Annotated in this window: 11 protein-coding genes; 8 read left to right on the top strand and 3 right to left on the bottom strand. The window is 50.5% G+C overall.

Annotated features, from left to right (window positions below; all coding sequences use genetic code 11):
* From A7K91_RS19475 to A7K91_RS19485, 3 genes are all read left to right on the top strand, one after another.
* Entirely contained in the window at positions 1–729 is a 729-nt protein-coding gene (locus A7K91_RS19475) for a PspA/IM30 family protein (RefSeq protein ID WP_068685846.1), read from the top strand.
* Positions 730–888: 159 nt separating this feature from the next.
* On the top strand, positions 889–1,893 hold the full coding sequence (locus A7K91_RS19480; RefSeq protein ID WP_068685848.1) for a sensor histidine kinase: 1,005 nt from the start codon (positions 889–891) through the stop codon (positions 1,891–1,893).
* Between the two features lie 18 nt (positions 1,894–1,911).
* The gene (locus tag A7K91_RS19485; RefSeq protein ID WP_068685850.1) at positions 1,912–2,562 is read left to right on the top strand and encodes a response regulator; all 651 of its coding nucleotides are present in this window, start codon (positions 1,912–1,914) and stop codon (positions 2,560–2,562) included.
* Here the strand turns inward: A7K91_RS19485 and mobB are convergent.
* On the bottom strand, positions 2,492–3,109 hold the full coding sequence (gene mobB / locus A7K91_RS19490; RefSeq protein ID WP_068685852.1) for a molybdopterin-guanine dinucleotide biosynthesis protein B: 618 nt from the start codon (positions 3,107–3,109) through the stop codon (positions 2,492–2,494). The two genes, A7K91_RS19485 and mobB, sit on opposite strands and share 71 nt — an antisense overlap.
* 144 nt (positions 3,110–3,253) lie before the next feature.
* Here mobB and A7K91_RS19495 point away from each other — a divergent pair, with 144 nt between their 5' ends.
* A complete protein-coding gene (locus A7K91_RS19495; RefSeq protein ID WP_245697679.1) occupies positions 3,254–4,357 on the top strand; it encodes a GGDEF domain-containing protein in 1,104 nt (367 codons plus the stop codon).
* A gap of 12 nt (positions 4,358–4,369) precedes the next feature.
* On the opposite strand, the gene A7K91_RS19500 is transcribed toward A7K91_RS19495, so the two are convergent.
* Both A7K91_RS19500 and A7K91_RS19505 read right to left on the bottom strand, forming a co-directional pair.
* Positions 4,370–5,053 carry a hypothetical protein gene (locus A7K91_RS19500; RefSeq protein ID WP_068685856.1) on the bottom strand — a complete coding sequence of 228 codons (684 nt, stop codon included), beginning with the start codon at positions 5,051–5,053 and terminating at the stop codon, positions 4,370–4,372.
* A 146-nt stretch (positions 5,054–5,199) separates the two neighbouring features.
* Positions 5,200–5,652, bottom strand: a complete 453-nt coding sequence (locus A7K91_RS19505) for a hypothetical protein (protein WP_068685858.1) — start codon at positions 5,650–5,652, stop codon at positions 5,200–5,202.
* A gap of 90 nt (positions 5,653–5,742) precedes the next feature.
* Here A7K91_RS19505 and A7K91_RS19510 point away from each other — a divergent pair, with 90 nt between their 5' ends.
* The 4 genes from A7K91_RS19510 (at position 5,743) to A7K91_RS19525 (ending at position 12,500) form a co-directional block, all read left to right on the top strand.
* The gene (locus A7K91_RS19510; protein ID WP_068685860.1) at positions 5,743–6,696 is read left to right on the top strand and encodes a YwmB family TATA-box binding protein; all 954 of its coding nucleotides are present in this window, start codon (positions 5,743–5,745) and stop codon (positions 6,694–6,696) included.
* Positions 6,697–6,838: 142 nt separating this feature from the next.
* Complete coding sequence (gene zwf / locus A7K91_RS19515; RefSeq protein WP_068685862.1) at positions 6,839–8,395, top strand: glucose-6-phosphate dehydrogenase; 1,557 nt, start codon at positions 6,839–6,841, stop codon at positions 8,393–8,395.
* An 80-nt stretch (positions 8,396–8,475) separates the two neighbouring features.
* A complete protein-coding gene (locus A7K91_RS19520) occupies positions 8,476–10,062 on the top strand; it encodes a peptide chain release factor 3 (protein ID WP_068685864.1) in 1,587 nt (528 codons plus the stop codon).
* Positions 10,063–10,580: 518 nt separating this feature from the next.
* Entirely contained in the window at positions 10,581–12,500 is a 1,920-nt protein-coding gene (locus A7K91_RS19525) for an FAD-dependent oxidoreductase (RefSeq protein WP_156739684.1), read from the top strand.
* The last annotated feature ends 23 nt before the right edge of the window (positions 12,501–12,523 follow it).

Genomic DNA, 12,523 nt, shown 5'->3' on the forward strand with positions numbered 1-12,523 from the left:
ATGGGAATCTTTAAAAGAATGAAGGATATGACGAAGGCATCGGTGAATGAGGTATTGGATAAGCTGGAAGATCCGGTTGTTATGCTTAATCAGTATTTGCGCGACATGGAATCTGAAATTCATCAGGCAGAGGTAACGGTTGCCAAGCAAATGGCAAATGAACGCCGCTTGAAGCAACGCCTCGACGATGCCGTCCGCAATGCGGCGGATCGCGAATCCAAAGCGGAAGCCGCTGTGCGCGCCGATCAGGAAGAGCTGGCTCGCAAGCTGCTGGAGGAAAAGCTTTATTTTGACCAGAAAATCACGGAATATCTGGAGCTGCACGCCGGGGCGAAGGATCAAGCCGACGAGCTTATGAATCAGCTGCACGGCATGAAGGAAGAATTCTATCAGCTGCGCAACAAGCGCAACGAGCTGGCATCCCGTGCGCAGGTCGCCAAAGCGCAAAAGCAAATGGCGCAGCTTAGCACCAACAGCACGATTGATAGCGGAACAGCAGCAAGAGGCTTTAATCGCATGGAAGAAAAAATTATGCAGCTGGAGGCGGAAGCCGATGTGCTCCGCACCCCATATGGCGGATACGGCAGAGTAGGCTCTGCAGCTCCTGTCAGCACGGCTGATCTGGAGAAGCAAATGAAGGTTGACGAGCAATTGCAGGCGCTCAAAAACAAGCTTGGCGGCGCATCCTCCGTTTCGGCTTCCAAAGCCGAAGAGACGGCGGGAGAATAACGATATCGCCATTCTCAAGCAACAAGAAAAGGGCATGAAAGCGGCGGACCGTCTAACGGTCTGCTCTTTCATGTGTAAATTCGCCCAGCGGCCGGCAGATCTTACAGATGACGGCCGGATACATATAAATGCAAGCAACCTCTATAAGGAGCTGGATGCATGAGCGCGGAGGAGCAGAACAAGCAAGAGAAGCGAAAGGAAGGCAACCCGGCCGAGGAAGCTAACACGCGCAACAGAGTGGAGTCGTTATTGTGGCTTTTTCTCATAGTGAGCATAAGCATTATTGTGCTGCAGGGCCTTAATATTATAAACTGGATACCATTAAAGGGAACGTGGGCCGTTACGGGCCTTGCCCTTGCAGGTATGGCGCTTGCCGCTACGACGGTTAAGGGATATTTGCAAAATTCGAAGCTGAAGCAGTCTTTGAAACGTTTGACGGAGCAACAGCGTAAACGCTATTATCCGGTTACGCTTGAAGCAGGCGAAGAAAGCGATAACGCGGCGGATCAAACGCTGCAAAGCGACGCGGAATGGACAGAAAAGGTGAAGTTTACCGCCGTTATTGAAGAAAGGCAGCGTTTGGCGCGCGAGCTGCATGATGCGGTAAGCCAGCAGCTGTTCGCGATTTCGATGACGGCTACTGCTGTCAGCCGGACAATCGAACGGGATTGGGAGCGGGCAAGACGGCAGGTACAGCTTATCGAGGAAATGGCCGCAGTGGCACAATCGGAAATGCGGGCGCTGCTGCTGCATTTGCGTCCTGTTCATTTGGACGGCAAAAATTTGGGCCAGGCGCTTAGCTTGCTTGTCGAGGAGCTAAAGCAAAAGGTGCCTATGGAAATTAGGCTGGAGGTCGACGAATCCATCCTGCTGCCGGCGGCTTCGGAGGATCATTTGTTCCGGATCGCACAGGAGGCATTGTCCAATACGCTCAGGCATTCCAAGGCGGAAAGCATGTCGATCAAGCTGTTCCGTCTCGATCACAAAGTGCATATGACGCTGCAGGACAGCGGCATCGGATTTGATCTGGAAGCAAAGAAGCAATCGTCTTACGGTTTGCTGACAATGGAAGAACGCGTTATGGAGCTTGGCGGAGGCCTTCAGGTGATTACTCAGCCGGGCGAAGGCACAACGATCCATTTGTGGGTACCGATAGAGTCTTAACTTAAAGGGGGGAGAACGGTGGATAAACCAATTAAAGTTTTGCTTGTGGATGATCATGAAATGGTGCGAATTGGCCTGGCGGCCGTTTTGGATACGGAGGACGGGATTGAGGTAGTGGGAGAAGCAAGCAACGGCCATGAGGGCATAAGGCTGGCGCTGTCCTACAAGCCGGACGTTGTGCTGATGGATTTGGTTATGGACGGAATGGACGGCGTGGAAACAACGGCAAAGCTTCTTCAGCAGCATCCCGACTGCAAGGTTATCGTATTGACCAGCTATATTGACGATAGCAAGCTTTACCCCGTTATCGAAGCAGGCGCCTTCAGCTATTTGCTGAAAACATCCAGAGCCAATGAGATTGCAGAGGCAATCCGGGCGGCCGCCCGTGGACAATCCGTGCTGGAATCCCAGGTAGCCGCCAAAATGATGAATCGCTTCCGTCAGCCCAAGCAGCAGACGCAAGCGCCGCTGCATGACGATTTGACAGAACGCGAGATGGATGTGCTGAAGCATCTGGCGCAGGGCAAATCCAATCAGGAAATAGCGGATGAGCTGTTTATAGGCGTCAAAACGGTCAAGTTCCATATTACAAATATTTTTAACAAGCTCCATGTGGAGGATCGAACGCAAGCGGCGATTTATGCCCATAAGCAAGGGATTGCTGAATAAAGGCCAGAATAGAGGCGTGGTCGTCCCTGCTGAACCTTGGCACAGAAGATAAGCGGGTTGTCTCTAAAACTTCTGCCAGAGGACCGTCCGCGGGCCAATTCGGCCAAATGATAAACGCCAGCGGATTGGACAAGGCCAGGACGAGAGAGGCATCCTCCTCGCGCCGCAGCATAACAAGCTTGGGATAATCCGCTTGCTTAAATCCCTCAACGATCACATAATGACAGCTGTCCATGCCGGAGAGCAAGGCTTCCAGGGAATCCGGTTTTTTTTTCAAAATGGCGGTTCGCGTCGAGGAAACAATTGCGGTCACGTCCGCTCCGGCGGATTGATGAAGCCAGGTATCGGTAGCGGGTTTATCCATTTCAAATTCATGGGCATCGTGCTTGATCGTCCCCACCGTAAAACCGGCTTGCTTTAAAAGCTCCGTCAATCGGCAAACCATCGTGGTTTTGCCGGTTTTTTTGTAGCCGACAACCTGGATAACGACGGGCAGCCGCTTTCGATTGTCCAGCTGCTCCGAAATGATTGAGTTTTGGTCAGGCATGCAGGTATTCCTCCGTTGCGAATGGTATGCCTTATCGGACATCTCTTTCTCTAACTATATAGGCGGCAAGGGGGATGTCAAGGTTCGACAAGGATATGCTATAATGTGTGTCGGAATATAGTCATCATTCTGAGGTGAAACTTGTTGAGATCGAAACATTCCGTTTTACTAACGGAGCAGGAGCAGCAGAGGCAAACGAAGTGGATGAACTGGTATATGCGCATTTATTGGCTAGCCATTCTGGTTCATTTTTTGGCTCAGCTGGGAAGCTACCTGTTTTTACCCTATCCGGCATCCGCAAAAGAGTTTTACCTCTATGCATTAATCTATCCGACACTCGTGATGGCGGCCATTAACGGCGTTACGCATTTGGTCGTGAAATTATCTCGCCGATGGGCATTTTATGCTATTTTCTCCGGCGGCACAATGGTATCTGCTGTTATTATTCACGTAAACGCGGATATTCGAATTATCGGCGCCATTATGCTTCTTCCTATTTTGGCCTCCACTACCTTTTACCGCATCAAGCTGACATTGTTGACGGCGGCCTTTCAGTTAGCCGCTTTTGCCGGCTTGTATTACTTTAATGCCAGCTTCCGAAACTACACCACCCATTTTGACCTGATTGCCTACCCTCTATTTCTTCTGATGGCTACGATTATCGCCCTGTTTATTATTTTGAGAGGACGAGAGCTGGCCAGCGATTTACGCGACATGCTGCTTGCCAAGCAAGCGCTGATGATTGAAAACACGATTATGCAGCAACGGTCCAAAACAGATGCTTTAACTAAGCTTTTTAATCATATCTCCTTCCATGAATTTTTTGAACTTGCCATTCAATATGCCGGTCAGGAAACGCCCTTTCACCTTGCAATCGTTGATATCGACAACTTTAAGCAGATCAATGATAATTATGGGCATCAGACAGGAGACCTTATCCTTGCCAGGGTGTCCGATTTAATTCGCGAGCATATGTCGCCAGTCGATATTCCGGCCCGCTATGGCGGGGAGGAATTTGCCCTGCTTCTATTCGATCAGACGTTTATGGAAGCCTATAACAAAATGGAGAGGCTGCGCCGGGAATTATCTTTTACGAAGCACAGCGAAATTGACGGCAAAGCCGTTACCGTAAGTATAGGCTTAAAAAGCTGGTCGCCGGGAGATACCAAGGAAAGCTTGTTCGAGGAGGCCGACAGCTTGCTCTATATGGCCAAACGAAGCGGAAAAAATAAAACAGCCACGCCCTAGGGCAGCGGCCTGCTAAATGGTTTTGTTGAATATAACTCCCCGCGGGGGAAGCGGCAAATAGGATTGTGATGCCCCGTAATAAAGAGCATATGGATATGCAGCGTAAAAGGGAAGCTTAAGAAGCTCGGCCGGAGAATGCTGCTCGGCGTAGGAAAAGGCAGTTTTCAGCTCATTCAAAAGGCCATCCGCTCCCAGCAGCAGCCGTTTGAGTCCAGCTGTATCGGAATGCCTGTCGCTTGGCTGGCCTGATTCTCCGTAAATGGAGGCCTCTCCATTCCGCAGCAGCCCTAGCTCCTTCACCGCCGGATGGCGCAAAGCAAGCTCCACGGCCTCCCATATCTCCTCCTTTAAAAAAGAACGCTGTCTTGAAAAGACGTTTCTCCAGTCCTCAATGCTGGCTGTTAAATGCTGCAGCTGCCTGGCAACCTCGTCGGGATGCCGTATGCCTTCTCTGCCTCCCAATTGCCGCTGCATGTCGGTCAGCTGAGCGATTGCTTTTTTGCTGAGCGTTAGCCATTCCGCGGCTCCGCCGGCTGCTTTCGCATAGTCCTTGTCCCAAACATCTGCAGAAACCATTCTGCCTCCGTCGGCAGCTTCGCGGACGGCATCAAACTGGGCATAACGGTTTACCGGCTGAACGGGAGAATAGTGGTGGCTTCTTTCAATGCTTCGGATTGAACGAATAAACGAGGACATAAGAAGGCACCTCCTGATTAATGTGAGCAATTTCCTTTTTTATTATACGTTATAACGAACAGATAAGCTGTCGAAATCTGTTGTCGAAATTCTCTCCGCGTAATGTTTTATGAAAATAAAGCGCAGCTTTCACTGCGCCGCCTAACTTAAACTATACGGACAAGAAATAAAATGTCGTCAAGATTGAGCGTTAAAATGCTGCTATTTTGCTCGTTTTTTTCCCGAGCAGCAGGATTGGACGCTTTTTTCGCGTACTTATTAGTAGATGAGCTTGCGGAGGCTTTTATTCTTTTTTTCTTTTTCGCAGCCGCCGGATTGCTGACCCCGGTTGTTCTTTTTTGTTCGTTGGGATCGGCCCCATCTCCCTCATGCTGGCTGCCGCTGCCCATGGAGGAATCGCCCATATGTCCGGGATGAACGCCTGGTCTGAATGGCCCCGGATGGTACGGCGATCCAAAGCCGATATCCAGATGTACGGCTCCTGCGCGGCTTGCCGACAACGTCCCGACGTAACGAATGCCGTTTTTCATAACCGCGCAAACGGGCATCCCGCAATAGCGGGAAATGATTTCTTCTTTTAAAGGATAAATTTGTTCCATTCCTGCCTGCCACCTTTCTTATGCTGCATGCACCCATTGTATTCATGAGCGGGCGAATGTGTACGACAGCAGATAAGGGAGGCGTTTATTATGTATATACCACCACGTTTTATTTTGAAACCGGAAACAAGGAGAAAGCAACGCGGCGCGTCCTCGCCTCGACGGGGAGGCAAGGACGAAAGAAGGAAAAAGGCGCTGCGCGGGGCGGGTGCAGCTGGCCTTCTGCTGGCGTGTTTGCTGGTTCTAGCTTTTTTAATTAACAAGGATGCTGACCTGTCCGTATCGCCAATTCAAGCGATCGAGCAAGATGTGAAGCTGCTGTGGGACTGGAGCGACGGATTATTGGTGGGCGGAGCTGCAAGCGCGGCCTGGAGCATACGAATGGATGCGGAGCTGCCGGCTGCTGCTGGCGGCTTGGGAAAGCAGGAGGCGGAGGCCTCAAGCGCTGGATTTGGCGAAACCACGGGTACGGCCGGGCGACTGGCTTCGGAGTGGCTTGCCGGAAACGCAAGCGCAGGTGGAGAGACCGTTGTCAGAAATGATGGGCGTACCGCCACCGTGACTTCTCCAGAATACAGCGATATCGTCATAACGATTCATGATGCTGGCGTCGAGGATGGGAAAACCCGCCTTGTTATCCTTTTGGAGCGTTCCGGACAGACGGGAGATGTAACGACGGCCGATTCTTTATTGGCGGCTGCGGGCAGACTGGCGGAAAAAATGGATGGCGGCGCCGCCATCGTTGGTACCAGCTTCAAGGTTCGCGGATTTACGGAATCTTCGGGGGCCGCGCATACCTTGCAGAGATTGGCTTTGGCGGAGCAGCTGGAGACCTATGATGAAGACGGCACGTACAGCGCAACGATGTATACGGGCAAATTAAGGCATCGCGCGGGACTTGACGGACGGCGCAATGCCAACCTGCAGGTGTCCGAGCATAATAATACGGAGCGTGACGCCGTTGAGCTAACGATAGGGGTCCCGCTTATATCTGGAGACTTCGGAGGAACCGATGCCGTAACAAACGCACAAAATGGTGAATAAAGAGTGATTTCAATCAGTAGAATTTGTATTGTTTATCAGTATTTTTTATGGGTCGATTAATGGCGAATTGGAATTGAATATGCTACACTACATAACATGACAATGCAATGACTAAACTATATATAGAAAGAATGAGGAGTATATGACTTACAATACTATTCCCGATTCCATTTCACCGGAAGGCGCTGTTTATTATCTCTTCGGAGCAACAGGCGATCTGGCGCGGCGCAAACTGTTCCCGGCTTTGTTTAGTTTATATAAAGAAGGCAAGCTGTCTGAAAATTTTGCCGTTGTCGGCTTGGCTCGTCGTCCCCGCACGAACGAGCAGTTCCGCTCCGACCTTTACGAATCCATCAACGAGTTTTGCCGTTATCGCGCGGACGACTCGGAGCTGTGGAACAAGTTCCAGGAGCATTTCGTTTATATGTCGCTCGACATCAACAATGTTGACGGCTTCCGCGAGCTGAATTCGTTATCCTCGGAGCTTGACCGGAAATTTAATATTCCCGGCAACCGTCTGTTCTATCTGGCGCTGGCTCCATCGCTGTTCGGACCGGTATCCTTCAATTTGCGCGACGGCGGCCTTCTGGAGTCCTCCGGCTGGCATCGCCTCGTTATCGAAAAGCCTTTTGGTTATGATCTGCCATCGGCGCAGAAGCTGAATGAGCAGCTTAATCAGGTTTTCAAGGAAGAAGAAATTTTCCGCATCGACCACTATCTGGGCAAGGAAATGGTGCAAAACATTCAGGTTATCCGTTTTGCGAATGCCTTTTTTGAACCGCTCTGGAATAACAAGCACATCGCCAACGTTCAAATTACGCTATCCGAGACGGTAGGCGTAGAAGAACGCGGCGGTTATTACGACAAGTCCGGCGCGCTGCGGGACATGGTGCAAAACCATATGCTGCAAATGCTGACGATGATCGCTATGGAGCCGCCTAGCCGTCTGCACGGCGAAGATATCCGCGACGAAAAGGTGAAGGTGCTTCGTTCGCTGCGCGGCTATCAATCCAGCGATGATGTGCGCGAGCATGTTATCCGTGGTCAATATGCTGCCGGCTCTACCGGAGAAAAGCAATTGCCGGGTTACCGCGAGGAGGAATCCGTAGATTCTTCGTCAACGACCGAAACGTATTTTGCCGCAAAAGTATTTGTGGACAATTTCCGCTGGGCGGGCGTACCGTTCTACATCCGTACAGGAAAACGACTGCCTGTCAAATCAACAGAGGTTGTGGTAGAATTCAAATCGATGCCGGAAAACGTTTTGTTTGCGCAAAAGCATGATTTGTCGCCAAACCTGCTTGTTATCCGGGTTAACCCGATGGAAGGCATCTACATTAAAATAAACGCCAAAAAACCGGGTTCGGACAATGCTGTTCAACCGGTAAATATGGAGTTTTGCCAAAGCTGCCAAATTGGCATCAATACGCCAGAGGCTTATGAGCGCTTGATTCATGATGCGGCGCGTGGCGACTCCACCTACTTCACCCGCTGGGACGAGGTGGCTCATGCATGGGAGTTTGTGGATCGCATTGCCCAAGCATGGCGTGAGGAAAAAGGCGATCTGCAATATTATCCTGCCGGCTCGTGGGGCCCCAAAAAGGCCGAAAATCTGCTTAACGAAGACGGCTTCCACTGGTGGCCTGTAAACGGTCAAGAGGAAGATAACGTTATCTGGATTACCAACAGCCGCAGATAAATAGAAATACGAAATTTAAGTTGAACGATAGAAACAAGCGAGCTCAAAACGTGCGGCTTTTATGTGAAGGGAAGTAAAGAATGAATCCATCATTAACCGAAGAAATTAAACAGGAAGTGGACAAAAGACGCACCTTTGCGATCATTTCCCACCCTGACGCAGGGAAAACAACCCTGACTGAAAAGCTCCTCCTATTCGGAGGGGCCATTCGGCTTGCCGGCTCCGTCAAGGCGCGGAAAGCAAGCCGCCACGCAACATCCGACTGGATGGAAATCGAGAAGCAGCGGGGCATCTCCGTTACCTCCTCGGTCATGCAGTTTGACTATTTGGGCCATCGCGTAAACATATTGGATACGCCTGGTCACCAGGACTTCTCCGAGGATACCTTCCGTACCTTGACGGCTGCGGACAGCGCGGTAATGCTTATCGACGTTGCAAAAGGCGTCGAGGCCCAGACGATCAAGCTGTTTCAGGTTTGCCGCAAACGCGGCATACCGATTTTTACGTTTATTAACAAGCTGGACCGCGAAGGCAAAAGCCCGTTTGACCTCATGGAAGAGCTGGAGCAGGTGCTGGGCATCCGTTCGGTGCCAATGAACTGGCCGATCGGCATGGGCCGCGAGCTTTGCGGCGTATACGATCGCATGAAGTCGCAGGTGGAGCTGTTCCAGGGGAACGACCATTCCACGATCGAGGTCAAAAAAGTGGGAGATTACAACGATCCTATCATTCGCGAGATGGCCGGCGACTATTTGACGGACCAGCTGATCTCCGATCTGGAGCTGCTTGATGTGGCTGGCGATCCGTTTGACTATGAAAAGGTCCAGGCCGGCGAGCTGACGCCAATCTTTTTCGGCAGCGCCGTCAACAACTTTGGCGTGCAAACGTTTCTGGAAAACTTCCTGCAGCTGGCTCCAAAGCCAACGCCGCGCAATAGCCTGAGCGGCCCCGTCGATCCTACTGGGGAAAAGTTCAGCGGATATGTCTTCAAAATTCAGGCCAACATGAACCCGGCCCATCGCGACCGCATCGCGTTTCTGCGTATTTGCTCGGGACGTTTTGAACGGGGGATGAGCGTTCGGCATGTTCGGGGCAAAAAGGATATCAAGCTGTCGCAGCCCCAGCAATTTCTGGCTCAAGACCGAGATATCGTCGAAACGGCGTATCCTGGAGATATTATCGGCTTGTTCGATCCCGGTATTTTCCGGATTGGCGACTCCTTATCTCAAGGCAGCGAAATTGTTTTTGACGAGCTTCCGACGTTTTCGCCGGAGATTTTCGCCAAGGTGACAGTGAAAAACGCCCTGAAGCACAAGCAATATCAGAAGGGTCTGGATCAGCTGACGGAGGAAGGCACCATTCAGGTGTTCTATTCCACGGGCAATTTCGATGAAACGATATTGGGCGTTGTCGGCCACCTGCAATTTGAGGTGTTCGAGCACCGGATGAAGGCGGAATACGGCGTTGATATTTTGCTACATCGCATGACGTTCCAGTTTGCAAGATGGATTATCGACGACAAGCTTGATCCATCCAAGTTCCGCATCAACTCAACGCTGGTAAAGGACAAAAAGGATAACTACGTCGTTTTATTCGAAAATGAATATGCGATGCGGACGGCTATCGACAAAAATCCAACCGCAAAGTTTCTCGAAACGGCGCCTTAAGCATAGGCAAACGGGAGCTTTCCTGATTAAATTTACCAATAGCAAGCTTCGTTTAATGAAACCTTTTGGATGGCATCCTAAAAATGCCTTCGAAAGGTTTTTTTATGCAAAGAACAATAAATAGAGGCTCAACCTAATAATCAGTGCTTGACAGAAAACAGAGCTTAGCGGAGGGGCGGAGGGATTCTGGAGAAACGTCAGTGTTCGCCTTTAAAGACCGATTCCCACCATAGTCCTCATAAAAATAAAAGGAATCGGGCTTTAACAGCGATCGGAAGAACCCTCTGTCCCGCAGCGTTTCATCTCGGCCCAAGTCAAGCACTGATTTCTGGTTTAAGCCTAAATAGAAACTTAGAAATTATTGAGGATTGTTCAGAGATTCTTAAGGTTTTTTTTCGGTGTTGTAAAGGGATTGAAGGTACACTATAGCTTGGTGAATCTATTAAAAGTTGAGATGCATCCGATACTAGTCTATAATAGTTGGGATGCAAACTGGAAAAGGAGTGTACGCAAAAACAATGAAGGACAGGAAGCTTGCTGTTGGATTGTCGGTTGGACTTTTGCTGATTATTATTGCCGGTTTGTTTTATGTGGGGTTAGGGAAGGACAAGGGGAAAGAGATAAAAGAACCCGTAACGGAAGTGAAGGAGCTGCCCCAAACCGAGGTTTTGAGTGAAACTTATGATGTTATTGTTGTAGGAACTGACCCCGAAGGCGTTGCAGCGGCTGTATCGGCATCGCGCAACGGGATGAAAACGCTGCTGATTGACGGAAAAGGCCGTGAAGTGCTTGGCGGCTTGTTTACCCAAGGCTGGCTGAACAGCCTGGATATGAACCGGATGCCGGATGGCAAGGATTATTACAATAAAGGCATATTCAAGGAATGGTTCGACAAGATCGAAGGCGATTCCTTTGACATTACAACGGCTGCCAATGCCTTTCATGAGCTGGTGGCAAATGAAAAAAACATTGACGTTAAGCTGGGCATGAAAGAAATCAAGCCTGTTGTTGAAACGGTTAATGGAGCTGTAACGGTAAAAGGCATTAAAGCTATTGCGGCTGACGGAACGGAGCTTTCCATTGAAGCGCCGGCTCTGATCGACGCCACTCAGGATGGCGACATTGCTGCGGAAGCAGGCGCGGAGTTTACGTTTGGCCGCGAGGATATCGGCGATGACAAGCTGCTGATGGCGGTTACGCCCGTGTACAAGCTGACAGGCGTTACACAGAAGGTTTGGAATGGCATCAAAAAGACGCTGAACGGCGATGATGATCCCGGCACGGGCGCAAATGAGCAAAGCGGCTGGGGCTATAAGGAAATGTGGGATTATGAACCTACCAATCCGGAACGCATCCGTACGCGCGGTCTGAATTTGGGCCGTCAAAATGATGAATCCATTCTGATCAACGCTGTTCAAATTTTTGGTGTTGACCCGTTCGATAAGGCATCTATTGATGAAGCGTACGAAATTGCGCGCAAGGAAATTCCGCTTATGGTGGAGCATATGAAATCGTTGTATCCAGAGCTTGAGCCAGTTGAGCTGGGCGAGCTTGCCCCGGAGCTGTACGTGCGCGAAACGCGCCACCTGGTGGGCGAATATCGTCTTTCCATGGTTGATCTGCTGGAGCAGCGCCGTCATTGGGACGATATCGCATTTGGCTCGTACCCGGTTGACATTCAAAGCACATCATCCGCCAAAACGGACCGCGGCGCCGTCGTTATGGCTCCGAAGCAATATGGTGTGCCATTTGGCACGTTAGTGCCAAAAACGTTGGACGGCCTGCTGGTTGTTGGACGCGCGGCAAGCTTCGATACGCTTCCTCATGGCAGCGCCCGCGTTGTGCCTCTCGGAATGGCAACGGCGCAAGCGGCTGGAGCGGCGGTTAAGCTGTCTCAGGAGGAAGGCGTTTCACTGCGCGAGCTGTCGGCCTCGGAGACTTTGATTGCCGAGCTGCAGAAGCGCCTTACCGATCAAGGCATGGATTTGAATCCGCCAGCGGTGCCTATGTTTGACTATATGAGTCACCCTGCCTATGAAGGCTTAAAGGCGGCGGCAAGCATGGGGATTGCCCAAAGCGGATATACAAATGATTTTCAATTGGATGCGGAATCCAATCCAAGAAGAATGCAATACAATGTCAACGGGGCTGCAAAAGCTCACAAGACCATATTCCCTAATCCTGTCACCAAATCGACGGAAGACATGAGCGACGAGGAAGCGACCAAATCACCGCTTACTTTGCAGCAAGCGGCTTATACGCTGGCGCTGTCGATGAATGCGGAAGCAACGCCTGAAACGGCGCTTGATATTTTGAAAGCAGGCGGAGTTAAAGACGACACCATTGCTGCATTTAAAAATCAGGAGAGCTTGACCAACGGCGATGTGTACATGATGCTGAAGGATATTTTGGCGAAGAATGGCATTAGCTATAACTAAGGCTTAAAGGCAAATCCGCTTGA

Source organism: Paenibacillus oryzae (assembly GCF_001675045.1).
Classification (GTDB): domain Bacteria; phylum Bacillota; class Bacilli; order Paenibacillales; family Paenibacillaceae; genus Pristimantibacillus; species Pristimantibacillus oryzae.

Excerpts from the sequence above, each read along its gene's own strand:
- A7K91_RS19520 (WP_068685864.1), top strand. The coding sequence starts at position 8,476 with ATGAATCCATCATTAACCGAAGAAATTAAACAGGAAGTGGACAAAAGA.
- A7K91_RS19475 (WP_068685846.1), top strand. The coding sequence starts at position 1 with ATGGGAATCTTTAAAAGAATGAAGGATATGACGAAGGCATCGGTGAAT.
- A7K91_RS19480 (WP_068685848.1), top strand. The coding sequence starts at position 889 with ATGAGCGCGGAGGAGCAGAACAAGCAAGAGAAGCGAAAGGAAGGCAAC.
- A7K91_RS19510 (WP_068685860.1), top strand. The coding sequence starts at position 5,743 with ATGTATATACCACCACGTTTTATTTTGAAACCGGAAACAAGGAGAAAG.
- A7K91_RS19500 (WP_068685856.1), bottom strand. The coding sequence starts at position 5,053 with ATGTCCTCGTTTATTCGTTCAATCCGAAGCATTGAAAGAAGCCACCAC.
- A7K91_RS19505 (WP_068685858.1), bottom strand. The coding sequence starts at position 5,652 with ATGGAACAAATTTATCCTTTAAAAGAAGAAATCATTTCCCGCTATTGC.
- mobB (WP_068685852.1), bottom strand. The coding sequence starts at position 3,109 with ATGCCTGACCAAAACTCAATCATTTCGGAGCAGCTGGACAATCGAAAG.
- zwf (WP_068685862.1), top strand. The coding sequence starts at position 6,839 with ATGACTTACAATACTATTCCCGATTCCATTTCACCGGAAGGCGCTGTT.
- A7K91_RS19525 (WP_156739684.1), top strand. The coding sequence starts at position 10,581 with ATGAAGGACAGGAAGCTTGCTGTTGGATTGTCGGTTGGACTTTTGCTG.